This window comes from Microbacterium sp. NRRL B-14842, from assembly GCF_050470785.1.
On the sequence record NZ_JBFLUM010000001.1, the window covers coordinates 1,376,534 to 1,401,162 of the forward strand.

At 70.8% G+C, this 24,629-nt stretch carries 24 protein-coding genes and 1 tRNA gene; 23 read left to right on the forward strand and 2 right to left on the reverse strand.

Annotated elements, in window-relative coordinates:
• The first annotated feature begins 1 nt into the window (after position 1).
• The 21 genes from rpoZ to AB1285_RS07000 all read left to right on the forward strand — a co-directional run bounded on the left by rpoZ (position 2) and on the right by AB1285_RS07000 (position 22,814).
• Positions 2 to 256 carry a DNA-directed RNA polymerase subunit omega gene (gene rpoZ / locus AB1285_RS06900; RefSeq protein WP_025103490.1) on the forward strand — a complete coding sequence of 85 codons (255 nt, stop codon included), beginning with the start codon at positions 2 to 4 and terminating at the stop codon, positions 254 to 256.
• 88 nt (positions 257 to 344) lie between these two features.
• A complete protein-coding gene (gene metK, locus AB1285_RS06905) occupies positions 345 to 1,538 on the forward strand; it encodes a methionine adenosyltransferase (protein WP_187661497.1) in 1,194 nt (397 codons plus the stop codon).
• Positions 1,539 to 1,554: 16 nt separating this feature from the next.
• Positions 1,555 to 3,513 carry a primosomal protein N' gene (locus AB1285_RS06910; RefSeq protein ID WP_370428572.1) on the forward strand — a complete coding sequence of 653 codons (1,959 nt, stop codon included), beginning with the start codon at positions 1,555 to 1,557 and terminating at the stop codon, positions 3,511 to 3,513.
• 18 nt (positions 3,514 to 3,531) lie between these two features.
• Positions 3,532 to 4,452 carry a methionyl-tRNA formyltransferase gene (locus AB1285_RS06915; RefSeq protein WP_370428556.1) on the forward strand — a complete coding sequence of 307 codons (921 nt, stop codon included), beginning with the start codon at positions 3,532 to 3,534 and terminating at the stop codon, positions 4,450 to 4,452.
• Positions 4,453 to 4,544: 92 nt separating this feature from the next.
• Complete coding sequence (locus tag AB1285_RS06920) at positions 4,545 to 5,912, forward strand: RsmB/NOP family class I SAM-dependent RNA methyltransferase (RefSeq protein ID WP_268776559.1); 1,368 nt, start codon at positions 4,545 to 4,547, stop codon at positions 5,910 to 5,912.
• A 4-nt stretch (positions 5,913 to 5,916) separates the two neighbouring features.
• Entirely contained in the window at positions 5,917 to 6,597 is a 681-nt protein-coding gene (rpe, locus tag AB1285_RS06925; RefSeq protein ID WP_259954830.1) for a ribulose-phosphate 3-epimerase, read from the forward strand.
• Positions 6,594 to 6,857, forward strand: a complete 264-nt coding sequence (locus AB1285_RS06930; protein ID WP_025103484.1) for a phosphoribosyl-ATP diphosphatase — start codon at positions 6,594 to 6,596, stop codon at positions 6,855 to 6,857. The genes rpe and AB1285_RS06930 overlap by 4 nt, the downstream gene beginning before the upstream one ends.
• A gap of 38 nt (positions 6,858 to 6,895) precedes the next feature.
• On the forward strand, positions 6,896 to 7,735 hold the full coding sequence (gene hisG, locus AB1285_RS06935; RefSeq protein WP_187661494.1) for an ATP phosphoribosyltransferase: 840 nt from the start codon (positions 6,896 to 6,898) through the stop codon (positions 7,733 to 7,735).
• Positions 7,735 to 8,496 carry an imidazole glycerol phosphate synthase subunit HisF gene (hisF, locus tag AB1285_RS06940; RefSeq protein ID WP_259954835.1) on the forward strand — a complete coding sequence of 254 codons (762 nt, stop codon included), beginning with the start codon at positions 7,735 to 7,737 and terminating at the stop codon, positions 8,494 to 8,496. Before hisG ends, hisF begins: the two co-directional genes overlap by 1 nt.
• Positions 8,493 to 8,876 (forward strand): phosphoribosyl-AMP cyclohydrolase, encoded by a 384-nt coding sequence (hisI, locus tag AB1285_RS06945; protein ID WP_280565486.1) that lies wholly within the window; start codon positions 8,493 to 8,495, stop codon positions 8,874 to 8,876. The genes hisF and hisI overlap by 4 nt, the downstream gene beginning before the upstream one ends.
• Positions 8,873 to 9,463 carry a Trp biosynthesis-associated membrane protein gene (locus AB1285_RS06950; protein ID WP_187661491.1) on the forward strand — a complete coding sequence of 197 codons (591 nt, stop codon included), beginning with the start codon at positions 8,873 to 8,875 and terminating at the stop codon, positions 9,461 to 9,463. The genes hisI and AB1285_RS06950 overlap by 4 nt, the downstream gene beginning before the upstream one ends.
• 47 nt (positions 9,464 to 9,510) lie before the next feature.
• Complete coding sequence (locus AB1285_RS06955; protein ID WP_071328620.1) at positions 9,511 to 9,741, forward strand: HGxxPAAW family protein; 231 nt, start codon at positions 9,511 to 9,513, stop codon at positions 9,739 to 9,741.
• Positions 9,741 to 10,517: an indole-3-glycerol phosphate synthase TrpC gene (trpC, locus tag AB1285_RS06960; RefSeq protein WP_187661490.1), complete on the forward strand. Its 777-nt coding sequence runs from the start codon at positions 9,741 to 9,743 to the stop codon at positions 10,515 to 10,517. Before AB1285_RS06955 ends, trpC begins: the two co-directional genes overlap by 1 nt.
• Positions 10,514 to 11,782: a tryptophan synthase subunit beta gene (trpB, locus tag AB1285_RS06965; protein WP_259954843.1), complete on the forward strand. Its 1,269-nt coding sequence runs from the start codon at positions 10,514 to 10,516 to the stop codon at positions 11,780 to 11,782. Before trpC ends, trpB begins: the two co-directional genes overlap by 4 nt.
• The gene (gene trpA, locus AB1285_RS06970) at positions 11,779 to 12,582 is read left to right on the forward strand and encodes a tryptophan synthase subunit alpha (protein ID WP_083370860.1); all 804 of its coding nucleotides are present in this window, start codon (positions 11,779 to 11,781) and stop codon (positions 12,580 to 12,582) included. Before trpB ends, trpA begins: the two co-directional genes overlap by 4 nt.
• 10 nt (positions 12,583 to 12,592) lie before the next feature.
• Complete coding sequence (gene lgt / locus AB1285_RS06975) at positions 12,593 to 13,618, forward strand: prolipoprotein diacylglyceryl transferase (RefSeq protein ID WP_259954846.1); 1,026 nt, start codon at positions 12,593 to 12,595, stop codon at positions 13,616 to 13,618.
• 142 nt (positions 13,619 to 13,760) lie between these two features.
• Positions 13,761 to 18,284, forward strand: a complete 4,524-nt coding sequence (gltB, locus tag AB1285_RS06980; protein WP_187664155.1) for a glutamate synthase large subunit — start codon at positions 13,761 to 13,763, stop codon at positions 18,282 to 18,284.
• On the forward strand, positions 18,277 to 19,743 hold the full coding sequence (locus AB1285_RS06985; RefSeq protein ID WP_259954848.1) for a glutamate synthase subunit beta: 1,467 nt from the start codon (positions 18,277 to 18,279) through the stop codon (positions 19,741 to 19,743). The genes gltB and AB1285_RS06985 overlap by 8 nt, the downstream gene beginning before the upstream one ends.
• A gap of 56 nt (positions 19,744 to 19,799) precedes the next feature.
• Complete coding sequence (gene pyk, locus AB1285_RS06990) at positions 19,800 to 21,248, forward strand: pyruvate kinase (RefSeq protein WP_370428571.1); 1,449 nt, start codon at positions 19,800 to 19,802, stop codon at positions 21,246 to 21,248.
• Between the two features lie 109 nt (positions 21,249 to 21,357).
• Positions 21,358 to 22,164 (forward strand): alpha/beta fold hydrolase, encoded by an 807-nt coding sequence (locus tag AB1285_RS06995; RefSeq protein WP_292795115.1) that lies wholly within the window; start codon positions 21,358 to 21,360, stop codon positions 22,162 to 22,164.
• Positions 22,104 to 22,814 (forward strand): esterase/lipase family protein, encoded by a 711-nt coding sequence (locus AB1285_RS07000; protein ID WP_232089021.1) that lies wholly within the window; start codon positions 22,104 to 22,106, stop codon positions 22,812 to 22,814. Before AB1285_RS06995 ends, AB1285_RS07000 begins: the two co-directional genes overlap by 61 nt.
• Before the next feature lie 22 nt (positions 22,815 to 22,836).
• On the opposite strand, the gene AB1285_RS07005 is transcribed toward AB1285_RS07000, so the two are convergent.
• Positions 22,837 to 22,922 (reverse strand) — tRNA-Leu (locus AB1285_RS07005).
• A 100-nt stretch (positions 22,923 to 23,022) separates the two neighbouring features.
• Here AB1285_RS07005 and AB1285_RS07010 point away from each other — a divergent pair.
• On the forward strand, positions 23,023 to 23,640 hold the full coding sequence (locus tag AB1285_RS07010; protein WP_025103469.1) for an ANTAR domain-containing response regulator: 618 nt from the start codon (positions 23,023 to 23,025) through the stop codon (positions 23,638 to 23,640).
• Between the two features lie 9 nt (positions 23,641 to 23,649).
• Positions 23,650 to 24,213 (forward strand): GNAT family N-acetyltransferase, encoded by a 564-nt coding sequence (locus AB1285_RS07015; protein ID WP_187661486.1) that lies wholly within the window; start codon positions 23,650 to 23,652, stop codon positions 24,211 to 24,213.
• Here the strand turns inward: AB1285_RS07015 and AB1285_RS07020 are convergent.
• Positions 24,188 to 24,616 (reverse strand): hotdog fold thioesterase, encoded by a 429-nt coding sequence (locus AB1285_RS07020; RefSeq protein WP_060921657.1) that lies wholly within the window; start codon positions 24,614 to 24,616, stop codon positions 24,188 to 24,190. The genes AB1285_RS07015 and AB1285_RS07020 overlap by 26 nt on opposite strands.
• Between the last annotated feature and the right edge of the window lie 13 nt (positions 24,617 to 24,629).

The following is a 24,629-nucleotide window of genomic DNA, read 5'->3' on the forward strand; positions in this document are numbered from 1 at the left end:
CATGGCCGGACGCAACAACGGCATCATCGATCCCCCCATCGACAACCTGCTGGAGCGCGTCGACTCCAAGTACGAGCTCGTCATCTACGCCGCCAAGCGCGCCCGTCAGATCAACGACTACTACTCCGACCTGCACGAGGGCAACCTCTTCGACAACGTGGGCCCGCTCGTCGACTCCTCGGTCGAGGACAAGCCGCTCACCATCGCCCTGCACGAGATCAACGAGGACAAGCTCCGCCTGCGTCACGCGGAGTGACTCGACGACCGCGCCGCCGCGACGTCGGTGGCGCGGTCCAGAATGGGTGCCACACCCTCCCACCGTCCGTCCCCGTTCTGGAGCATCGATGAGCGCGCTGCGTCTGTTCACGTCCGAGTCCGTCACCGAAGGGCATCCGGACAAGATCTGCGACCAGATCTCGGACAGCATCCTCGATGGACTGCTCGCGAAGGACCCGGGCTCCCGGGTCGCGGTCGAGACGCTCGTCACGACCGGGCTCGTGCACGTCGCCGGGGAGATCCGCACGGACGCCTACGTCGACATCCCGACGATCGTCCGGCAGGTCGTGAACGGCATCGGCTACACGTCCTCCGACACCGGCTTCGACGGCGACTCGTGCGGCGTCAGCGTCTCGGTGGGGGAGCAGTCCACCGACATCGCCCACGGTGTCGACAACGCGCAGGAGCACCGCGACGGCTCGTCCGTGGATCCGCTCGACGGTCTCGGCGCCGGAGACCAGGGCATCATGTTCGGGTTCGCCACCAACGAGACCCCGCAGCTCATGCCGATGGCCGCATGGACCGCGCACCGCATCGCCGAACGGCTGACGGAGGTGCGCCGCAGCGGGCTGCTGCCCTTCCTGCGCCCCGACGGCAAGACGCAGGTCACCCTCGGCTATGACGGCTTCACCCCGAAGACCGTCGACGCCGTCGTGCTGTCCACGCAGCACAACCCGGACATCGCCCAGGACGACCTGAAGGCGCAGATCCGCGAGCACGTCATCGATCCGGTCCTCGCCACGACCGGCCTCGACCTCCACGACGTCACCTACTACATCAACCCCGCGGGGCCCTTCGTCACGGGCGGCCCGAAGGGGGATGCCGGGCTCACCGGACGCAAGATCATCATCGACACCTACGGGGGAGCCGCACGGCACGGGGGCGGTGCCTTCAGCGGCAAGGACCCGTCGAAGGTCGACCGCTCGGGTGCGTACGCGACCCGCTGGGTCGCCAAGAACGCGGTCGCTGCGGGCCTCGCCGACCGCCTCGAGGTGCAGGTCGCCTACGCGATCGGTGTCGCGCGCCCCGTCGGCCTGTACGTGGAGACCTTCGGCACGGGGCGCGTGTCCGACGAGGTCATCACGCGGGCCATCGACGAGGTGTTCGATCTGCGGCCGCAGGCCATCATCGAGCAGCTCGACCTGCTGCGGCCGATCTACGCCCAGACGGCGGCCTACGGGCACTTCGGTCGGGAGCTGCCGGACTTCACGTGGGAGCGGACGGACCGGGCCGAGGAGCTGCGGCGCGCTGCCGGGCTCTGACGAGGCCGCGGTGCTGATCTCTCCGGAGAGCCGGCGCATCGCCCGGGTGCTCCTGGAATCCCCGCTGCCGCAGCTCGACCGCCTGTTCGACTACGCCCTTCCTCCCGAGCTCGGTGACGTCGAGCCCGGGGTCCGGGTGCGTGTCCCCCTGCGGACCGCCGGCCGCGTGGTCGACGGGTTCGTGGTGGAACTGGACGTGGAGGACGACGCCGATCGGCCGCTCTCCGAGGTCGAGAGCATCGTGTCGAGCGTCCCCGTGCTGCCGGATCGTCTGTACCGACTGGCTCGGCGGGTCGCCGATCGCGCGGCGGGGTCGGCGTCCGACGTGCTGCGGCTGGTCATCCCGAAGCGGCAGGTGCGCGTCGAGAAGGCCTGGACCGCCGATTCTCCGATCCCGCAGCCGGAGCCCGACGCCCGAGACGCGGCTGCGTCCGTCGTCGGGCTGTACGACGGGCTGCAGGCGGTGCTCGACGAGAGCGGTCGTGCGGCGGTCGAGGCCATCCCGCAGCTCACCGATGACGCACCCGGTTGGGCGCGCATGCTGGCTGCAGCCGCCGCGACGACGCTCGCGGCGGGGAAGTCGAGCATCCTCGTCGTCCCGGACCACCGCGACCTCGATCGGCTCCTGGCGGCCCTCGACGGGTTCGTCCCCCCGGAGGCGATCGCGCGGCACGACTCCCGACAGACCAACCCGGACCGCTACCGCTCCTTCCTGCGCACGCTCGAGGACGCGCCCTGCATCGTCGTCGGGAACAGGTCCGCGGTGTACGCCCCCGTCGTCGCCGGTCTCGTGGCGGTGTGGGACGACGGCGACAGCCTGCTGGGCGAGCCGCTCGCTCCCTACGTCCACGCCCGGGATGCGGCGCTGCTGCGGCAGGAGGCGGAGGGATCGGCACTGCTCTTCGCCGGTCATACGCGGACGACCGAGGTGGAGCGGCTCGTGGCGCGCGGCTGGCTGCAGGACATCCGCGCGGCCCGGCGCGTGCTGCCGCGTGTGGTGCTCAGCACGCCCCAGGAGATGGAGCAGCCGACGCCGCAGCGCATGCCGTCGTCGGCCTTCCTCGCCGCCCGGAACGCGGCCGCGGAGGGACCCGTGCTCATCCAGGTCTCGCGGCCCGGCTTCGCGCCGTCCCTCGTCTGCGCCGACTGCCGAGCCCCCGCCCGATGCCCGCACTGCGGCGGCCCCCTCGGCGCCCGCCATCGCGGCGCGGTCCCGGTATGCGGGTGGTGCGGGCGCGGTGCCAGGGCATGGACGTGCCCGGCGTGTTCCTCGACCCGTCTCCGGCTCGCCTCGTCGGGAAGCGAACGGACCGCCGATGAGCTGGGCCGCGCGTTCCCCGGCGTCCGCGTCATCGTCGCGGACGGCAGCCACCCCGTCGAGCGCGTCGACGCGCGTCCGGCGCTGGTGGTGGCCACCCGCGGCGCCGAGCCGCTCGCGGAGGGCGGCTACCGTGCCGTCGTCCTGCTCGACGGGCCGCGCATGCTGCAGGCGCCGGATCTGCGCATCGGCGAAGCCTGCCTGCGGTGGTGGTCGAACGCGGCCGCTCTGGCCGCTCCCGGCGCTCCCGTCCACCTCGTCGGTGTGGACGGCGCCGTCGCCAAGGCCCTGGCGACCTGGAACCACGCTGCCTACGCGCGCACCGAGCTGGAGCAGCGAGCGCCGCTGCACATGCCGCCGACCGCCCGCGTCGCGCTCGTGGAGGGATCCGCCGCCGCGGTCGCCCGTGCTCTGGAGGCGCTCTCCGAGCTCTCGCTACCCGGGGACGCGGTCCTCGGTCCCGTCCCCGTCGAATCGGACGACGTCCCCCCGCGGGTCCGGGCTCTCGTACGCTTCGACTACGGCGCGGGAAGCCGCGTCGCGACCACCCTCCGTGCGGCTGTCGTGGCCGAGGCGGTGAGCGGTCGCCGCGGTCGGACCAAGGCCGCCCGCAGCACGCTCTCGGTCCGCCTCGATATCCTCGATCCAGAACTCTGACCCTTCCGGAGAACCTTCATGCGCCTCGTCTTCGCCGGCACTCCCGCCGCCGCGGTCCCCACTCTGCGTCGCCTCGCCGCCGAGCACGACATCGCCGCCGTCGTGACGCGCCCCGACGCTCCCCTCGGGCGCAAGCGTGTGCTCACTCCCTCGCCCGTCGCCCAGGCCGCGGCCGAACTCGGCCTGCCCGTCATCCACGCCGCGCGCCTCGACGAGGCGGTGACGGAGTCGATCGCTGCCCTGCGCCCCGAGCTCGGCGTGATCGTCGCGTACGGCGGGCTCGTCCGCGAGCCTCTGCTGTCCACGCCGGAGGCCGGGTGGATCAACCTGCACTTCTCGCTCCTGCCGGCCTGGCGCGGCGCCGCGCCGGTGCAGCGCGCCCTGATCGCCGGAGATCCGGTCCTCGGCGCGAGCGTCTTCCAGCTCGTCCCGGAGCTCGATGCCGGCGACGTGTTCGCGACGCGCGCCGTCGAACTGCCGGGCACATCGACGGCGGGGGAGGCACTGGAGGCCCTGGCCCTCGACGGCGCGGCTCTCACCGCGGACGTGGTCGCGGCGATCGCGGACGGGACTGCCCACGCGGTGCCGCAGGAGGGCGAGCCGACGTTCGCCGCCAAGCTGACGCTCGAGGACGGTCTCCTCGACTTCCGCGAGCCGTTCGACGTCGTGTACGCCCGGTTCCGCGGGGTCACTCCGGAGCCGGGGGCGCAGACGACGATCGACGGCCAGCGGCTCAAGATCCTCGAGGCACGACCCGCCGATTCCGGGGCGGAGGACCTGCCTCCGGGTGCCATGGCGGGCACGCGAGCGGAGGTCCTGATCGGGACGGCCACGTCTCCGCTGGCCGTCACGCGTCTGCAGCCGGCGGGTAAGGGCCCCATGAACGCTGCCGACTGGTGGCGCGGCCTGCAGGGCACGACCCCGGTGGCCGGCTCGTGAACGACCGGCGACGCCCCGGCAACGGCCCGCAGCGCGAGGACCGGACGCGGAACGGCCGCGGCCCCGACCGGACGGTACAGCCTGCGCGCCGCGTGGCCTACGACGTGATCAGGGCGGTGTCGGACTCCGACGCCTACGCGAACCTGCTGCTGCCGACCGCGATCGCCGAGGCCAGGCTGGACCCGCAGGACGCGGCCTTGGCGACGGAACTGACCTACGGCACACTCCGTCGCAGCGGCACGTACGACGCGATCATCGCCGCGGCCGCGGATCGCCCGGCCGACGCGATCGACCCCGCGGTGCTCGACGCGCTCCGGCTCGCCGTGCACCAGCTCCTCGCGACGCGGGTGGCCCCGCACGCGGCCGTGAACGAGTCGGTGAACCTCGTCGCGCTCGACGCCGGTCGCGGGGCGTCCAGCTTCGCGAACGCGGTGCTCCGGCGGATCGCCCGGGAGTCGCCCCAGGAGTGGCTCGCGCGCATCGAGGCGGCGGCACGGTCGGACGACGAACGGCTGGCGCTCCGTGCTGCGCACCCGGTGTGGATCATCCGGGCGCTGCGTCGCGCCCTCGCCGCCGAGGGGCGTGTCGAGGAACTGGACGCCCTGCTGGAGGCCGACAACGTCTCGCCCGAGGTCACGCTCGTCGCCCTCCCCGGGCTCGCGGAGCCGCAGGAGCCTCGTCGGCCCTACGCCGCCACGGCATTCGCGTCTCCGGGGGGCGATCCGCGTCTCGCGCTGACCGCCTCCGAGGGCGCGGTCCGCGTGCAGGACGAAGGGTCGCAGCTCGTCGCGCTCGCGCTGACCGCGGCGACCCCGGTCCGTCAGGGGGAGCGGTGGCTCGACCTGTGCGCGGGCCCCGGCGGAAAGACCGCTCTGCTCGCCGCCGTCGCCCGGGAGAACGACGCGGTACTGGAGGCCAACGAGGTCGTGCCCACCAGGGCCCGACTCGTGCGCAACGCCCTGCGAGCCGTCCCGGGCGACGTCACCGTCCACGAGCGCGACGGCCGGGAGCTGGCCGCCGAGCGGCCCGGCGCGTTCGACCGGATCCTGGTCGACGCCCCCTGCACCGGCCTCGGCGCCCTCCGTCGGCGCCCGGAGGCCCGGTGGCGCAAGTCCCCGGCGGACGTCGCCGAGCTCGTGCCGCTGCAGGTCGGTCTGCTGACGGCGGCCGTGGAGGCTCTGGCTCCCGGAGGCATCGTCGCGTACGTCACCTGCTCGCCCCACCTCGCGGAGACGACGGCGGTGGTCGAGGAGGTGCGGCGCCTGCGTCCTGAGCTCGTCGAACTCGACGCCCGCGCCGTGCTGCGCGGCGTGGCCCAGTCGCCGATCGACCTCGCCGACGACGGCCGCTCGCAGACCGGCAGCGCACAGCTCTGGCCGCATCGCCACGGCACCGACGCGATGTTCCTCGCACTCCTGCAGCGCCCCGGCGATGCGACAGAAGCCCCGAAGGAAGGTTGAGACCATGGATCTGCCCCGCGCCCCGCGCATCAACCCCAGCATCCTCGCCGCGGACTTCGTCAACATGCAGGCGGAACTCGCGCGCATCGCGACGGCCGACTTCGCGCACGTCGATGTCATGGACAACCACTTCGTCCCGAACCTCACGTTCGGTCCGCAGATGGTCCAGCGCATCCAGGAGACCAGCCCGGTCCCGCTGGACGTGCATCTCATGATCACGGATCCGGATCGTTGGGCCCCCGGCTACGCCGAACTCGGTGCCGCGAGCGTGACCTTCCACCTGGAGGCGGCGGGGGAGCCGGTGGCGCTCGCGCGTCGACTGCGCGACATCGGCGCCCGTGCGGGGGTGGCGGTCAAGCCCGCGACGCCCGTCGAGGGACTCTTCGAGCTGCTGGACGAGTTCGACCAGATCCTCGTGATGACCGTGGAGCCCGGCTTCGGAGGCCAGGGATTCATGCCGGAGACCATTCCGAAGCTGCAGGCGCTGTCCGCGGAGGCCCGGCGGCGCGGTTCGTCCGTCTGGCTCCAGGTCGACGGCGGGATCTCCGACGCGACGATCGCCCAGGCTGCCGAAGCGGGGGCGGACACCTTCGTCGCCGGCTCCGCGGTCTACGGTGCGGACGACGTGGAGGCGGCTGTCACCCGGCTCAGGGACCTCGCGCGAGCCGGTAGCCTGGAGGGGTGAAGACTTTCGACGAGCTGTTCGCCGAGCTCAGCGTCAAGGCCGAGACCCGCCCCGAGGGATCGGGCACCGTCGCGGAGCTCGACGGCGGCGTGCATGCGATCGGCAAGAAGATCGTCGAAGAGGCCGCCGAGGTCTGGATGGCGGCGGAGTACGAGTCGGACGCCGCCGCAGCCGAGGAGATCTCGCAGCTCCTCTACCACCTGCAGGTGATGATGCTCGCGAAGGGCCTCACGCTGCAGGACGTCTATCGACATCTGTGATGCGCTCCGGTCCCACTCCTTCGAACTGAAAGCCGTTCATGCTGCGCATCGCCGTTCCCAACAAGGGCTCGCTCTCCGAGACCGCCGCCGAGATGCTCGCGGAGGCGGGCTACGCCGGCCGCCGCGACCCCAAGACCCTGCATGTCATCGACGCCGAGAACGACGTCGAGTTCTTCTTCCTCCGCCCCCGTGACATCGCCACGTACGTGGCCTCCGGTGCCCTCGATGTCGGCATCACCGGTCGCGACCTCCTCCTGGATGTGCAGCAGCCGGCGCGCGAGATCGAGCAGCTCGGATTCGGGGCGTCCACGTTCCGCTTCGCCGGCCCTCCCGGACGCTTCACCTCCGTCCAGGACCTCGACGGCGTCCGCGTCGCCTCCGCCTACCCGGGTCTGGTGGGCTCCTTCCTCCGCGACCAGGGTGTGAACGCCGAGCTCGTGCAGCTCGACGGCGCGGTCGAGTCCGCGGTGCGCCTCGGCGTCGCCGATGCGGTCGCCGACGTCGTGTCCACCGGCACCACCCTGCGGCAGGCGGGGCTGGAGATCTTCGGCCCCGTGATCCTGGAGTCCGAGGCCGTGCTGATCAGCCGTCCCGGCGAGGCCGACGGCGTGGACACGCTGCTGCGCCGGCTCCGCGGTGTCATGGTCGCGCGCCGCTACGTGCTCCTCGACTACGACCTCCCCACCGAACTCGTCGATCAGGCCGTGGCCATCGCACCCGGTCGGGAGTCCGCGACCATCTCGCCGCTCCGCGACCCGTCCTGGGTGGCCGTCCGCGTGATGATCCCGCGGCGCCGCGTCAATCAGGTGATGGACGATCTCTACGCCCTCGGTGCCCGGGCCATCCTCGTCACGGCGATCCACGCGGCGAGGCTCTGATGACCCTCGCGAGTCGCGTCATCCCGTGCCTGGACGTCGCCGACGGCCGCGTCGTCAAGGGCGTCAACTTCGAGAACCTCCGCGACATGGGTGATCCGGTGGAGCTCGCCCGTCACTACGCGGCCCAGGGCGCCGACGAGATCACGTTCCTCGACGTCACCGCGACGGTGGATGCGCGGGCGACGACCTACGACGTCGTGCAGCGCACCGCAGAGCAGGTCTTCGTTCCGCTGACGGTGGGCGGCGGCGTGCGCAGCGTCGACGACGTCGCGCGGCTCCTCTCGGTCGGTGCGGACAAGGTCGGCGTGAACTCCGCGGCGATCGCCCGTCCCGAGCTCATCGGCGAGATCGCGGATCGCTTCGGCGCCCAGGTGCTCGTGCTCTCGCTCGACGTCAAGCGCGCCGACACGACGCGATCCGGCTTCGTCGTCACCACGCACGGCGGCCGTACGCAGACCACGCTGGATGCGCTCGACTGGGCGCGCGAGGCGTCCGAGCGCGGCGCGGGGGAGCTGCTCGTGAACTCGATCGACGCAGACGGGACCCGCGACGGCTTCGATCTCGAGCTCGTCCGCCTCATGCGCGAGGTGGCGCCGATCCCGGTGATCGCCTCCGGCGGTGCGGGGCGGGCGACCGACTTCGCGCCGGCCATCAAGGCGGGGGCGGACGCGGTGCTCGCGGCCAGCGTGTTCCACACCGGAGCCCTGACCGTCGGTGACGTGAAGGATGCGCTGCGCGCGGAAGGAGTGCTCGTCCGATGACCGACACGCTAAAGCAGGACGAGGTCTCCATCGACGACCGCATCGCCCAGGTCGCGTTCAACGCGGACGGGCTCGCCCCGATCATCGTGCAGCAGTGGGATTCGCTCGAGGTGCTCATGCTCGCCTGGGTGGACGCCGAGGCCCTGCGCCGCACGCTCACCTCGGGCCGCGCGACCTACTGGTCCCGCTCCCGCCAGGAGTACTGGCGCAAGGGTGACACCTCCGGGCATATCCAGGTCGTGCGGGAGGCCCGCCTCGACTGCGACGGTGACGCGCTCCTGCTCCTCGTCGACCAGACCGGCCCCGCGTGCCACACCGGAACGCGGACGTGCTTCGACACCACCGACCTGGACGCCGTCGACGGGGCGGCGGCCTCGTGAGCATCGCGCAGCGCGGCCGCTCCCTCTCCGTGACGGGCTTCCTGCTGGCCGGCGCCATCGGGATCATCTCCTCCACGCAGACCTGGTTCACCGTGCAGCGGGCGGACGCGGGGGAGGACATCCTCGTCCCCGGCGCCTCCGCTCTCGTGCTGCTCGCGCCGCTGAGCCTCGCCGTGCTCGCGCTGGGTGCGGCTCTCGCGATCGCCGGCCGGGCCGTGCGTCTCGTCTTCGGGGTGCTGGCCGCCGCGGCCGCCGTGTTCCTGGGCTGGTCCACGCTGCAGGTCCTCCTCGGCGACGCGTACGGCGCGGTGGCCGCGACCGTCACCGAGACGACGGGACTCGCCGGAAGCGGAGCGGTCCACGAGGTCGCGGCGAGCATCATCCCGTCCGTCTGGCCGTACCTCGCCCTCGGCGGCTGGGTGATCCTGCTCGCCGCCGCCGTCCTCGTGCTGACCACCTGGCGGCGCTGGAAGGTCGGCGGCCGTCGCTACCGCACCGACGCGCCGACCGATGCGCCGCACGACGGCCCCGTCGACGCGGTCGATTCCTGGGACGAGCTGTCCCGGGGGTCCGACCCGACGCGCTGACCCCGATAGACTGAACCCAGATCCCCACGTCGTCCCCGGAGGAGAACATGACCAACCCGATCGCTGACCCCGGCCACGGACACTCGCCTGCGGCCTGGACCGCCGTCGTGATCATGCTCGTCGGCTTCGCCGCCGCGACCGTCGCGTTCTGCTTCGAGCAGCCGACCCTGGTGTGGATCTCCGCCGCGCTGATCCCGATCGGGGCGATCGTCGGCTGGGTGCTCGCGAAGGCGGGCTACGGCGTGAAGGGTCCCAAGTACGCTCCGAAGGCGCACTAGTGGTCCTCGCCGACCTGACGGCCGGCGCTGTCGCAGACGCCGAGCGTCGTTCTGAGTCCCGCCCGCTCGCGGTCGTCGAGCGTGACGCTCTTTCGCGCCCCGCGGCGAAGGACGCACTGTCGTTCCTCGCTCCCGCCGACCGGGTGAAGATCATCGCCGAGGTGAAGCGGGCGAGCCCGTCCCGCGGCCCCCTCGCCGAGATCCCGGATCCCGCGCACCAGGCCGCGCTCTACGAGACCGGCGGTGCCTCCGCGATCAGCGTCCTCACCGAGGAACGTCGTTTCGGAGGCAGCCTCGCCGATCTGGAGGCGGTCACCGCCCGGGTCTCGCTTCCCGTGCTGCGCAAGGACTTCATCGCCACCCGTTACCAGGTGCTGGAGGCCCGCGCCGCCGGCGCCGACCTCGTCCTGCTCATCGTCGCCGGCCTGGAGCCGGACATCCTGCGCGACCTGTACGGGTTCATCCTCGAGCTCGGCATGACTCCGCTCGTCGAGACCCACTCGGCGGAGGAGCTGGAGGCCGCGATCGACCTCGGCGCCGATCTGATCGGCGTGAACGCCCGCAACCTCAAGACCCTCGAACTCGACCGCGATCTGTTCGGTCGTCTCGTGGACCGCATCCCCGACTCGGCGATCAAGATCGCGGAGTCCGCGGTGCTCACGCCCGCCGATGTCGCGCACTACCGTTCGGCCGGCGCCGACGTCGTGCTGATCGGCGAGGCCCTGGTGACCGGAGACCCGGTGGCCACTCTCGAGAGCTTCCTGGAGGCGAAGTGAGTCTGCGCGACCAGCACGGTCCGTTCTTCGGCGATTTCGGCGGGCGGTACATGCCGGAATCCCTGGTCGCCGCGATCGACGAGCTGACGGTCGCCTACGAGGAGGCCATCGCCGACCCGGAGTTCCGAGCCGAGCTGGCCCATCTGCTGTCCTCCTACGCCGGGCGCCCCTCCGCGCTCACCGAGGTGCCGCGGTTCGCCGAGCACGCGGGCGGCGCGCGGGTCTTCCTCAAGCGCGAGGACCTCAACCACACGGGTTCGCACAAGATCAACAACGTGCTGGGCCAGGCCCTGCTCACCAAGCGCCTCGGCAAGACACGGGTCATCGCCGAGACCGGGGCCGGGCAGCACGGCGTCGCGACGGCGACGGCCGCCGCCCTGTTCGGGCTCGACTGCACCATCTACATGGGCGAGGTCGACACCGAGCGTCAGGCGCTCAACGTCGCCCGGATGCGCCTGCTGGGCGCCGAGGTCGTCGCGGTGACCTCGGGGTCGCGCACGTTGAAGGACGCGATCAACGACGCCTACCGCGACTGGGTCGCCTCGGTCGAGACGACCAACTACATCTTCGGGACGGCCGCGGGACCGCACCCGTTCCCGGCGATGGTGCGCGACTTCCAGAAGATCATCGGCGAAGAGGCCCGTGCCCAGATCCTCGACGAGGTCGGCCGGCTCCCTGATGCCGTCGTCGCCTGCGTCGGCGGCGGGTCCAACGCGATCGGCATGTTCGACGCGTTCCTGGACGACGAGGGCGTGCGGCTGTACGGCGTGGAGGCTGCCGGCGACGGTGTCGACACCGACAAGCACGCGGCGTCGATCGAGCGCGGCCGCCCCGGCGTGCTGCACGGCGCGAAGACGTACGTGCTGCAGGACGAGGACGGCCAGACCGTCGAATCGCACTCCATCTCCGCCGGTCTCGACTACCCGGGCGTGGGTCCAGAGCACTCCTGGCTCGCCGACATCGGTCGGGCCGAGTACATCCCGGCGACGGACGACGAGGCGATGCAGGCTCTGCGGCTGCTGAGCCGGACCGAGGGGATCATCCCCGCGATCGAGTCGGCTCATGCCCTCGCCGGTGCGCTGCGGATCGGCCGCGAGCTCGGCCCCGACGGCCTGATCGCGATCTGCCTCTCGGGCCGTGGCGACAAGGACATGGACACCGCTGCCCGGTACTTCGAGCTCTACGACGAGGAAGCCCTCGCGCACGACGTGTCCGAGGAGAGCGCCGCCGAGGACGCGGCCTCGAAGGGAGAGCCGCAGCTGTGAGCCGCGTCGAACAGGCCATCCAGCGCGCGCACGACGCCGGCCGCAGCGCCTTCGTCGGCTACCTGCCCGTCGGTTTCCCCGACCTGGAGACGAGCATCCAGGCGGCGATCGCCCTCGCCGAGAACGGTGTGGACATCATCGAGCTCGGGCCTCCCTACAGCGATCCCGTCATGGACGGCGCGATCATCCAGGAGGCGACGACCAAGGCCCTCGCCGCGGGCTTCCGGATGAAGGACCTCTTCACCGCCATCCGCGCGATCACCGCCGCGACCGACGTCCCGGTCCTCGTGATGACCTACTGGAACCCGGTGCTGCAGTACGGGGTGGACCGCTATGCCGAGGACCTGCTCGCCGCGGGCGGCGCCGGCCTCATCACTCCGGACATCACCCCGGAAGCGGCCGGCGAGTGGATCGCGGCCAGCGAGCGCCTCGGTCTCGACCGGGTCTTCCTCGCCGCTCCGACCTCGTCGGACGAGCGGCTCGATCTCGTCGTGCGGTCCTCGACGGGCTTCGTCTACACCGTCTCCACCATGGGCATCACGGGGGAGCGGGCCGAGCTCGACCGCGCAGCCCGTACCCTCGTGTCGCGACTGCGCGACCACGGCGCCCGCCGCGCCTGCGTGGGCATCGGCATCTCGACCCCGGAGCAGATCGCCGGCGTCTCCGAGTACGCCGACGGCGCCATCGTCGGCACCGCCCTTGTCCGCGCCCTCCGCGACGGCGGTGTCCCCGCCCTCGCCGAAGTCACCCGAACCCTGGCCGCCGGCACCGCGTCGGCGCGCTTCGTCTCAGAGAAGTAGGATCGCACTCATGTCCTCCGCGCTCCACAGCACCGCCGCCGGCGTGCTCGCCAGCATCCCGAGCCCGCCCGTGTCGTACTTCGATCTCGGCCCGCTCCGGATCCACTTCTACGCGCTCTGCATCATCGCCGGCATCATCGTCGCCGTGCTGATGACGAACCACCGCCTCACCAAGCGCGGGGCGGAGCCGTGGGTGGTCATCGACATCGCGATCCTGGCGGTGCCGCTCGCGATCATCGGCGCGCGCATCTTCCACGTGCTCACCCACCCGAATTTCTACTTCGGCGAAGGCAAGAACACCTGGAACCCCTTCGAGCCCGGTTCCGTCTGGGCGATCTGGGAGGGCGGCATCGCCATCTTCGGTGCGCTCATCGGCGGCGCCGTCGGGGCGTACCTCGGCTGCCGGTGGACCGGCATCCGCTTCTGGACGTTCGCGGACGCGCTGGCTCCCGGCCTGCTGCTCGCCCAGGCGATGGGCCGGTTCGGCAACTGGTTCAACCACGAGCTCTTCGGCCTGCCCACCTCGCTGCCGTGGGGCCTGGAGATCGAGTCGACGAACTCGGCCTTCCCTCCCGGGCTTCCCGAGGGCACCCTGTTCCACCCGACGTTCCTCTACGAGGTCATCTGGAACGGGCTCGGCGTCCTCGTGCTCCTGTGGCTCGGTCGCAAGCTGTTCTTCCAGTGGGGTCGCCTCTTCGCGATCTACCTGATCTGGTACAGCGCCGGACGCATCCTGTGGGAGTCGATCCGGATCGACCCGAGCGAGATCATCCTCGGCCTGCGCAGCAACGTCTGGGCCGCCATCATCGGCGTCGTCGTCGGACTCGTCATCCTGGTCGTGCAGACCCGCCGTCACCCCGGTCTCGAGCCCTCGCCGTACCAGCCGGGCCGCGGACGGAAGGACGTGGACGCTGATGTACAATCGCAGGACAATCCCTCTGATTTCGTGGACGTGAGCGAGCCTCCGGCCGAAGAAGTCGCCGCCGGAGCCACTGCCACAAGCGCTGCTCCCTCGAGCGGGGACGGCTCCCGATAACGCCGACTCGCGGCGGGAGAACCATTGCACTGAACGAGCGGGCCGACGACGTCCCCGGGTTTCACTGAAGATCTGAGGACGGTAACTGGTGTACTTCCAGCCCCCTTACGGCGCCTCCGGCGCATACCCCCCGAAGCAGGGCATGTACAACCCGGCGTTCGAGAAGGACGCCTGCGGCCTGGCCATGGTCGCAACGCTGCGCGGCGAAGCCGGGCACGACATCATCGCGCTGGCCCTCGAGGCCCTGCGCAACCTGGAGCACCGCGGGGCCATCGGGTCCGACGCGGGCACCGGGGACGGAGCCGGCATCCTCACCCAGATGCCGGACGACTTCCTCCGCGCGGTCACCGGCTTCGAGCTGCCGCCCGTGGGGGAGTACGCGGCCGGGCTGGCCTTCCTGCCTCGCGATTCGAGCGAGCGCCGCCAGCAGAAGGCCGGGATCGAGAAGATCGCCCGCGCGGAGGGCCTCCGCGTCCTCGGCTGGCGCGAGGTCCCCACCGCCAACGAGAACCTCGGCAAGCTCGCCGACGAGGCCCGCCCCGCCTTCGAGCAGCTCTTCGTGAGCGCCGGCGGCGCCACCCTGGCCGATGCGCCGCTGACCGGCATCGCGCTCGACCGCGTCGCCTATCGCCTGCGCAAGCGCGCGGGCCACGAGCTCGGCGCCTACTTCGTCTCCCTGTCCAGCCGCACGCTCGGCTACAAGGGCATGGTCACCACGCTGCAGCTCGAGCCGTTCTACCCGGATCTGCAGGACGAGCGCTTCGCCTCCGAGCTCGCCGTCGTGCACTCACGGTATTCCACCAACACCTTCCCGTCCTGGCCGCTCGCGCAGCCGCTGCGGATGCTCGCCCACAACGGCGAGATCAACACGGTCGGCGGCAACCGCAACTGGATGCGCGCCCGCCAGTCGCAGCTCGAGTCCGAGCTCCTCGGCGACATCTCGCCCCTGCTGCCTATCTGCACCGACGGCGCCAGCGACTCGGCGTCGTTCGACGAGGTGCTGGAGCTGCTGACCCTCACCGGCCGCAGCCTTCCGCACGCGATCATGATGATGGTGCCGGAGGCCTACGAGAAGCAGGCCGACATCTCGCCGGAGCTGCGCGCGTTCTACGAGTACCACTCCAACCAGATGGAGCCGTGGGACGGCCCGGCCGCCCTCATCTTCACCGACGGCACCCTGGTCGGCGCGACGCTGGACCGCAACGGCCTGCGCCCCGGCCGCTGGACGGAGACCACCGACGGCCTCGTGGTCATCGGCTCCGAGACCGGCGTCCTGCACTTCGAGCCGGAGCGCATCAAGCGCCGCGGCCGGCTCCAGCCCGGCAAGATGTTCCTCGTCGACACCGCCCAGCGTCGGATCGTCGAAGACGAGGAGATCAAGCACGACCTCGCGACGATGCACCCCTGGCAGGAGTGGCTCGACGCGGGTTCCGTCCGTCTGGCCGACCTTCCGGAACGCGAGCACATCGTGCACCCGCCGGCCTCCATCACGCGCCGGCAGCGCACCTTCGGATACACGGAGGAGGAGGTCCGCATCCTCCTCACCCCGATGGGCCAGACGGGGGTCGAGCCGCTGGGTGCCATGGGGTCGGACACGCCGATCGCCGTCCTCAGCAAGCGCCCGCGCTTGCTCTTCGACTACTTCACGCAGCAGTTCGCGCAGGTGACCAACCCGCCGCTGGACTCGATCCGCGAAGAGGTCGTCACGAGCCTCAAGCTCGGCCTCGGTCCCGAGGTCAACCTCCTGACCTGGGGGCCCGAGCACACCCGCACGGTGTCGCTCGACTTCCCGGTCATCGACAACGACGAGCTCGCGAAGATCCGTCACATCGACAAGGCCCTGCCCGGGCGCTCGAGTGCCACCATCCGCGGCCTCTACCACTTCGACGCCGGACCCCACACCCTCGCGGAGCGTCTCACCGAGATGTGCGCCGAGGTGGATCAGGCCATCGAGGACGGCGCGGAGTTCATCATCCTGTCCGACCGGGACTCGAACAAGGACCTCGTCCCGATCCCCTCGCTGCTCATGGTGTCGGCGATCCATCACCACCTCATCCGGCGCGAGAACCGGATGAAGGTCGGTCTGATCGTCGAGGCCGGCGATGTGCGCGAGGTGCACCACGTCGCGACCCTCATCGGCTACGGTGCCTCCGCGATCAACCCGTACCTCGCCATGGAGACGGTCGAGCACCTCGTGCGCACCGGCTACATCACGGGCATCTCCCCGGAGAAGGCGGTCAAGAACCTCATCTACGCGCTCGGCAAGGGCGTGCTGAAGATCATGTCGAAGATGGGCATCTCCACTGTATCGTCCTACGCGGGCGCGCAGGTGTTCGAGGCCGTGGGCCTCAGCCCGGAGTTCATCGACGCCTACTTCACGCGCACCGAGTCGAAGCTGGGCGGTATCGGGATCGAGGAGATCTTCGCCGAGAACCAGGCCCGCCACGACTACGCCTACCCGGAGGACGCCGCGGCCCGCGCCCACGAGCGACTGTGGACCGGAGGCGAGTACCAGTGGCGTCGCGACGGCTCTCCGCACCTCTTCAACCCGGAGACGGTGTTCAAGCTGCAGCACTCCACGCGGACCCGCCGCTACGACATCTTCCGCGAGTACACCAAGCTCGTCGACGACCAGGCGGCCGAGCTGAAGACCCTGCGCGGCCTCTTCTCGCTGCGGACCGGGACGCGCAAGCCCGTGCCGCTGGACGAGGTCGAGCCCGTCTCCGCCATCGTCAAGCGCTTCTCCACCGGCGCGATGAGCTACGGCTCCATCTCCAAGGAGGCGCACGAGACCCTCGCCGTCGCGATGAACCGCATCGGCGGCAAGTCGAACACGGGCGAGGGCGGGGAGGACCCTGACCGGCTCGTCGATCCCGAACGGCGCAGCGCCATCAAGCAGGTGGCATCCGGTCGGTTCGGTGTCACGAGCCTCTACCTCACCGAGGCCGACGACATCCAGATCAAGCTCGCCCAGGGCGCCAAGCCCGGTGAGGGCGGTCAGCTCCCGCCGACCAAGGTGTACCCGTGGGTCGCGCGCACCCGACACGCCACGGCGGGCGTCGGGCTCATCTCGCCGCCTCCGCATCACGACATCTACTCGATCGAAGACCTCAAGCAGCTCATCTTCGACCTGAAGCGGGCGAACCCCGAGGCGCGCATCCACACGAAGCTCGTCAGCCAGTCCGGCATCGGCGCGGTCTCGGCCGGTGTCGCCAAGGCGCTCAGCGACGTCATCCTCGTGTCCGGTCACGACGGCGGCACGGGCGCGAGCCCGCTGAACTCGCTGAAGCACGCCGGAACACCGTGGGAGCTCGGCCTCGCCGAGACGCAGCAGACGCTCATGCTCAACGGCATGCGCGACCGCGTGGTCGTGCAGGTCGACGGTCAGCTCAAGACCGGTCGAGATGTCATCATCGGCGCCCTGCTCGGTGCCGAGGAGTTCGGCTTCGCCACTGCGCCCCTCGTCGTCAGCGGCTGCATCATGATGCGCGTCTGCCACCTCGACACCTGCCCGGTGGGCGTCGCGACGCAGAACCCCGTCCTGCGCGACCGCTTCACGGGCAAGCCCGAGTTCGTCGTCAACTTCATGGAGTTCATCGCGGAGGAGGTGCGCGAGCTGCTCGCGGAGCTCGGCTACCGCTCGATCGACGAGATCGTGGGCCGCACCGAGCTGCTGGAGACCAACGCGGCGATCGCGCACTGGAAGGCCGAAGGGCTCGACCTCAGTCCCGTGCTGGAGGGCCCGGCGTTCCCGGCCGGCGAACCGCGTCGCAGCGGGCGCGCCCAGGACCACGAGCTCGACAAGCACTTCGACGTGCAGCTCATCGACATCGCGAAGGCGGCGCTGCTGAACGGCGACCCCGTCGTGGTGGAGCTTCCGATCGCCAACACGGAGCGCGCGGTCGGCACGATGCTCGGGCATCAGGTGACCTCGCGTCACGGCGCCACCGGCCTGCCGAAGGAGACGATCGACGTCACCCTCACCGGCACCGCGGGGCAGTCGCTCGGCGCGTTCCTGCCGCCGGGGATCATCCTCCGGCTGGAGGGCGACGCGAACGATTACGTGGGCAAGGGCCTCTCCGGTGGGGACATCACGATCCGGCCGCCGCGCGGCTCCGCGATCGCCCCGCACGAGAACGTCATCGCGGGCAACGTGATCGGCTACGGCGCCACATCGGGGACCATGTTCATCTCGGGCGTGGTGGGCGAGCGCTTCCTCGTCCGCAACTCCGGCGCGACCGCTGTGGTCGAGGGCGTCGGCGACCACGCTCTCGAGTACATGACCGGTGGCCTCGCGGTCATCCTCGGGTCGACCGGCCGGAACTTCGGCGCCGGGATGTCCGGGGGAGTGGCCTACGTGCACGCCCTGGACACCGGCAAGGTCAACGCGCAGTCGCTCGGCAGCGGCGAGCTCCGGCTCGAGCCGCTGGACCGCGCCGACCTCGAAGTGCTCCGCGGCCTGCTCGTGGAGCACGTGGAGCGCACGGCGTCTCCGCGTGCCGCCGCTCTGCTGGAGGACTTCGACGCGAGCGCGGCGGAGTTCGTGAAGGTGCTCCCGCGGGACTACGCCGCCGTGCGCAGCATGCGCGAGGAGGCACTGGCCGAGGGGATCGACCCCGACGGCGACATCGTCTGGAACCGCATCCTGGAGGTGACCGGTGGCTGACCCCAAAGGCTTTCTGAAGGTGACCGAGCGGGAACTTCCCGCTCGCCGTCCGGTGCCCGTGCGCATCATGGACTGGAAAGAGGTGTACGAGCCCGGCGACAAAGCCGTGCTCCGTCGCCAGGCCGGCCGGTGCATGGACTGCGGCGTGCCGTTCTGCCACTCCGGCTGCCCGCTGGGCAACCTCATCCCGGAATGGAACGACCTCACCTGGCGCGGGGAGGGGCGTGCGGCGATCGAGCGTCTGCACGCGACGAACAACTTCCCGGAGTTCACCGGACGCCTGTGCCCGGCCCCGTGCGAGAGCTCGTGCGTCCTCGGCATCAACCAGCCGGCCGTGACGATCAAGCAGATCGAGGTCTCCATCATCGACGAGGCCTTCGCCAAGGGCTGGGTCGAGCCGGAGCCGCCGGAGCGCCTGACGGGCAAGACCGTGGCCGTCGTGGGCTCGGGTCCCGCCGGTCTCGCGGCCGCCCAGCAGCTGACCCGGGCGGGTCACACCGTCGCCGTCTTCGAGCGCGACGACCGCATCGGCGGCCTGCTGCGGTACGGCATCCCGGACTTCAAGATGGAGAAGAGCCAGCTCGAGGCCCGCCTCCGCCAGATGCAGGAGGAGGGCACGCGCTTCCGCGCCGGCGTCGAGATCGGCAAGGACATCTCGTGGGCCGACCTGCGCGCCCGGTACGACGCGGTCGTGATCGCCACCGGCGCCACCGTCCCGCGCGACCTGCCGATCCCCGGTCGCGACCTCGACGGTGTGCACTTCGCGATGGAGTACCTCGTCGAGTCGAACCACGCGGTGGCCGGCGACTCCGTCCCCGGCCAGATCACCGCCGAGGGCAAGCACGTCATCGTCATCGGCGGCGGCGACACCGGGGCCGACTGCATCGGCACCGCGCACCGCCAGGGCGCCCTGAGCGTGACCAACCTCGCCATCGGCAAGCAGCCGAGCGAGACGCGGCCGGATCACCAGCCCTGGCCGATGATGCCGACGATCTTCGAGGTGGCCTCGGCTCACGAGGAGGGTGGGGAGCGGATGTTCCTCGCGTCGACCGTGGAGTTCCTGTCGAACGACGTCGGCGAGGTCCGCGCGCTGCGCGTGGCCGAGACCGAGTACATCGACGGCCGCCGCGTGCCCAAGAGCGGCACGGAGCGCGAGATCCCCGCGGACCTGGTGCTCATCGCGATGGGCTTCACCGGGCCGGAGCAGGACGGCTACACCGAGGACACCCGGCCGGAGGTCACCGAGCGCGGCGCCTTCCGTCGTGCCGCGAGCTACGAGTCGTCGATCCCCGGTGTGTTCGTGGCGGGTGACGCGGGTCGCGGTCAGTCGCTCATCGTCTGGGCGATCGCGGAGGGCCGAGCGGCGGCGGCGAACGTCGACCGCTTCCTCATGGGCACCACCGTGCTGCCGGAGCCGGTGCGCCCCAGCGATGTCGCGATCGGCCTCCAGCCCGCGTAGGCTGAGGCCGGCAGTGTCGCCTGTACGTAATCCCCCACTTCTACCCTGGAGACATGTTGAGACGCGCGAAAATCGTCGCCACCCTGGGCCCCGCCACTTCCACGTATGAGACGGTGCGCGCACTGATCGATGCGGGTGTGGACGTCGCCCGACTGAACCTCAGCCACGGTGACTACTCCGTGCACGAGAACAACTACGCGAACGTGCGTCGCGCGGCGGAGGACTCCGGTCGCGCCGTCGCCATCCTCGTCGACCTCCAGGGCCCGAAGATCCGTCTGGGCCGCTTCGAGGACGGACCGTACGAGCTCGCCAAGGGCGACATCTTCAAGATCACCACCGAGGACATCATCGGCAACAAGGAGATCTGCGGCACGACGTTCAAGGGCCTTCCCCAGGACGTCAAGCCCGGCGACTTCCTGTTGATCGACGACGGCAAGGTCCGGGTCGAGGTCGTCGAGACCGACGGCGTCACCGTCACCACGCGCGTCGTCGTCGCGGGCGCCGTCTCGAACAACAAGGGCATCAACCTGCCCGGTGTCGCCGTGAACGTCCCCGCGCTGAGCGAGAAGGACGAGGACGACCTCCGCTGGGGCCTCCGGGCGGGTGCCGACCTCATCGCGCTCTCGTTCGTCCGCAACGCCTCCGACGTGACCCGCGTGCACGAGATCATGGCCGAGGAGGGCGTCCGCGTCCCCGTGATCGCCAAAATCGAGAAGCCGCAGGCCGTGGATGCGCTCGAGGAGATCGTCGACGCGTTCGACGGCATCATGGTCGCCCGCGGCGACCTCGGCGTGGAGCTGCCCCTCGAGGCCGTCCCGATCGTGCAGAAGCGCGCCGTCGAGCTGGCCCGTCGCAACGCGAAGCCCGTGATCGTGGCGACGCAGATGCTCGAGTCGATGATCAACAGCCCGGTGCCGACCCGTGCCGAGACCTCCGATGTCGCCAACGCCGTCCTCGACGGTGCCGACGCGGTCATGCTCTCCGGCGAGACCAGCGTGGGCGACTACCCGGTCGTCGTCGTCGAGACGATGGCCCGGATCATCGAGTCGACGGAGGAGCACGGTCTGGAGCGCATCCTGCCGCTCACCACGAAGCCCCGCACGCAGGGCGGTGCCATCACCCTCGCCGCCCTCGAGGTCGCGGAGTTCGTGGACGCCAAGTTCCTCTGCGTCTTCACGCAGTCGGGCGACTCGGCGCGCCGCCTGTCCCGCCTGCGCTCCCGCATCCCCATGCTGGCCTTCACGCCGGAGCCCGGCATCCGTCGTCGTATGGCGCTGACCTGGGGCCTGCGCTCCACGCTCGTCGACATGGTGCAGCACACCGACCTCATGTACCACCAGGTGGACGAGTACCTCCTCGAGAACGGCCTCGCCGTCGAGGGGGACAAGGTCGTCGTCATCTCCGGTTCCCCTCCCGGGATCATCGGTTCCACGAACGACCTGCGCGTGCACAAGGTCGGCGACGCGCTCCGTGGCGCGGCACCGATCTACAAGGCCGGCGTCTGACGCAGACGTTCCGAGAGGGGCGGGGCTTCGGCCTCGCCCCTCTCTGTCATCTCCGGGCCGGGGCGTCAAGCCTCTCGGCCGTGACCGCGGCCTCGGCTAGCGTGCTGCCATGGTCCTCCGTCGCCTCCTCGTCACCTCCGGGCTGACGTTCCGCATCCTGGAGAGTCCGCGGCCGGCCGGCAGCACGGCCCCGACCGTGGTCCTCGTGCACGGGATCGGGATGTCGCACCGGTATCTGTCGCGGCTGCACGCCGTGCTCGCCGACACGACCCGGGTGGTCTCCGTCGACCTGCCGGGCTTCGGCGGGCTGCCCAAACCGCGGTTCGACGTCTCCATCCCGCAGATGGCCGCAGGTCTCGCCCAGGTGGTGGCGAGCCTCGATGACGACCGGGTCGTGCTCGTCGGACACTCGATGGGCGTGCAGTGGGCGGTGGAGACGGCGCTCCGGCATCCCGAGTACGTCCGTACGGTCGTCACGATCGGCCCCGTCGCGGACGACGCCCACCGGACGCTCGATGCACAGGCGCGCGCACTGGCCATCGACACGTTCGGCGAGACCCCCGCGATCAACACCGTCGTCTTCACCGACTACCTGCGCTGCGGCGTGCGCTGGTACCTCCGTCAGGTCCGGCACATGCTCGCGTATCCCCTGGAGGAGAAGATCGCCGCGCTCTCCATGCCGGTGCTCGTCGTGCGGGGGAGTGAGGATCCCATCGCAGGACGCGCGTGGTGCCGGCGCCTGCGCGACGCGGCGGCCGTCTCGCGACTGGTGGAGATCCCCGGTCACCACCATGTCGCGCAGCAGTCCGCGCCCCGGGCGGTGGCTTCCGCGATCCTGGCCCACACGACGGGAGCATGGCCGACGGCGGTGCCGGCCGCAGCCAGCCGGCGGGGGAGGGCCCCATCGACGTCCTGAGGATGCTGGGCTGGTGGGCTGCGGACTACGCGTACGCCGGGTTCTGGCAGGTCCGCTCGTTCTTCGGCCGCGACCAGGCGGACGACTTCGCCACCGGAGACCGCGCCCCGATCGTCGTCCTCGCCGGCGTCTACGAGACCTGGCGCTTCCTGGAGCCGCTCATCGTCGCGCTGCACGAGCGGGGCCATCCGGTGCACGTCGTGGACGCGCTGCGCCGCAACCAGTTCCCGGTGCAGGATGAGGCCGACCAGGTGGCCGACTACCTGCGAGCGCACGACCTCTCCGGCGTCTTCCTCGTCGCCCACAGCAAGGGCGGTCTCGCCGGGAAGCTGGTGATGACCGGCCCCGAGGGCGGACGGATCCGCGGGATGCTCGCCATCGCGACGCCCTTCGGGGGCTCACGATATGCGCGGTTGCTGCCCGGTCGGGTGCTGCGCGCGTTCTCGCCGGACGACCCCTCTATCGTCGCCCTGGGGCGGGAGCTCGACGTCAACGCCCGCATCGTCTCGATCTACGCCGCGTTCGATCCGCATATCCCCGAGGGGAGCGAGCTCGCCGGGGCCAAGAACGTGGTGCTGGAGACGGGAGGGCACTTCCGGATCCTCGCCCACCCCCGCGTGATGGCCGAACTCGCCGCCCTCGCCGAGTGACGGGACGAGCGGTTCGCGATGCTGGTGCCGGCGGTGGGACTCGAACCCACACGCCCTTTCGGACAAAGCATTTTGAGTGCTCCGCGTCTGCCATTCCGCCACGCCGGCCCGTGTCTCGCGACTTCGACTGTAGCGCAGACGGCGGACGCTTCCTCGCGTGCCCGCTGTCTTCAGCCGGTGGTGAGGACCTCTCCGTTAGGATGGAGGGGTGACCGAGCAAGAACAGGCTGAGCAGCCCACGGCATCCGCACCCCGACGCGTCGTCGTCGCCGAAGACGAATCGCTGATCCGTCTCGACATCGTCGAGATCCTCCGCGACAACGGCTTCGATGTCGTCGGCGAGGCCGGCGACGGCGAGACGGCGGTGGCCCTCGCCACCGAGCTGCGTCCCGACCTCGTCATCATGGACGTGAAGATGCCCCAGCTCGACGGCATCAGCGCCGCCGAGAAGCTGCACAAGGGCAACATCGCCCCCGTCGTGCTGCTGACCGCGTTCAGCCAGAAGGAGCTCGTGGAGCGGGCGAGCGAGGCCGGAGCCCTGGCCTACGTCGTGAAGCCCTTCACCCCGAACGACCTCCTTCCCGCGATCGAGATCGCTCTGGCCCGCCACGAGCAGATCATCACTCTCGAGGCCGAGGTCGCCGACATGGTCGAGCGCTTCGAGACCCGCAAGCTCGTCGACCGGGCCAAGGGGCTCCTCAACGAGAAGATGGGCCTGAGCGAGCCCGAGGCGTTCCGCTGGATCCAGAAGGCGTCGATGGATCGCCGGCTGACGATGCAGGACGTCGCCAAGGCGATCATCGAGCAGCTCGCTCCCAAGAAGTAAGGCACTCCGGTGCTCCGGCTGGACGCAGAGCATGTTCTGCGGCCGGTCCGTGCCGGGGACGGAGCCGCACTCGCGCGTGCGTACCGGGCGAACAGGGAGCATCTCGCCCCCTGGGAGCCGGTGCGCTCCGAGGCGTTCTTCACCGAGGAGTGGCAGGAGCAGAACGCCCAGCAGTGCGTCGCCGAAGCCGCGCTCGGCCGGAGCTCCCGGTTCGTGATCCTCTCGGACGACGGCGAGATCCGCGGCCGGATGAACCTGAACACCATCGTGCGCGGCGCGTTCTGGAGCGCTGATCTCGGCTACTGGATCGATTCCACCCGGCTGCGCCGCGGCCTCGCAGGTCGCGCGGTGGCCCTCATCGCGGAGCACGCGCGGGACGAGCTGCGGCTGCACCGGCTCCAGGCCTCGACGCTGCTGCACAACGTGGCCTCCCAGCGGGTGCTCGCCGCCAACGGCTTCGAGCGCATCGGCATCGCCCCGAAGTACCTGCGGATCGCGGGGGAGTGGCAGGACCACATCCTCTTCCAGCTGCTGCTGGAGGAGCCGCTCAGCGCCCGGCGGGAGCGTCCTTGATCATGTTGGTGATGCGGATCGTGGAGCAGCGCCGGCCCTGATCGTCGGTCACGACGATCTCGTGCACCGTGATGCTCCGGCCCAGGTGCACGGGCGTGCAGACCCCGGTGACCACGCCCGAGGTGGCCGACCGGGTGTGCGTGGCGTTGATGTCGACCCCGACCGCCAGGCGGCCCGCTCCCGCATGCAGATTGGCCGCCATCGAGCCGAGCGATTCGCCTAGCACGACGTAGGCGCCGCCGTGCATGAGACCGACCGGCTGGGTGTTGCCCTCCACCGGCATCGTCGCCACGCACCGGTCGACGCCGAACTCGACGAACTCCATGCCCATCTTCTCGGCCAGGGCTCCCATGCCGCGGGCGGCCGCCCACTCGAGTCCTTCGCTGGTGGCGACCTCGCTCATGCATCCTCCTCTG

Excerpts from the sequence above, each read along its gene's own strand:
- rpoZ (WP_025103490.1), top strand. The coding sequence starts at position 2 with ATGGCCGGACGCAACAACGGCATCATCGATCCCCCCATCGACAACCTG.
- metK (WP_187661497.1), top strand. The coding sequence starts at position 345 with ATGAGCGCGCTGCGTCTGTTCACGTCCGAGTCCGTCACCGAAGGGCAT.
- AB1285_RS06915 (WP_370428556.1), top strand. The coding sequence starts at position 3,532 with ATGCGCCTCGTCTTCGCCGGCACTCCCGCCGCCGCGGTCCCCACTCTG.
- rpe (WP_259954830.1), top strand. The coding sequence starts at position 5,917 with ATGGATCTGCCCCGCGCCCCGCGCATCAACCCCAGCATCCTCGCCGCG.
- hisG (WP_187661494.1), top strand. The coding sequence starts at position 6,896 with ATGCTGCGCATCGCCGTTCCCAACAAGGGCTCGCTCTCCGAGACCGCC.
- hisF (WP_259954835.1), top strand. The coding sequence starts at position 7,735 with ATGACCCTCGCGAGTCGCGTCATCCCGTGCCTGGACGTCGCCGACGGC.
- hisI (WP_280565486.1), top strand. The coding sequence starts at position 8,493 with ATGACCGACACGCTAAAGCAGGACGAGGTCTCCATCGACGACCGCATC.
- AB1285_RS06955 (WP_071328620.1), top strand. The coding sequence starts at position 9,511 with ATGACCAACCCGATCGCTGACCCCGGCCACGGACACTCGCCTGCGGCC.
- lgt (WP_259954846.1), top strand. The coding sequence starts at position 12,593 with ATGTCCTCCGCGCTCCACAGCACCGCCGCCGGCGTGCTCGCCAGCATC.
- gltB (WP_187664155.1), top strand. The coding sequence starts at position 13,761 with ATGTACAACCCGGCGTTCGAGAAGGACGCCTGCGGCCTGGCCATGGTC.
- AB1285_RS06995 (WP_292795115.1), top strand. The coding sequence starts at position 21,358 with ATGGTCCTCCGTCGCCTCCTCGTCACCTCCGGGCTGACGTTCCGCATC.
- AB1285_RS07000 (WP_232089021.1), top strand. The coding sequence starts at position 22,104 with ATGGCCGACGGCGGTGCCGGCCGCAGCCAGCCGGCGGGGGAGGGCCCC.
- AB1285_RS07020 (WP_060921657.1), bottom strand. The coding sequence starts at position 24,616 with ATGAGCGAGGTCGCCACCAGCGAAGGACTCGAGTGGGCGGCCGCCCGC.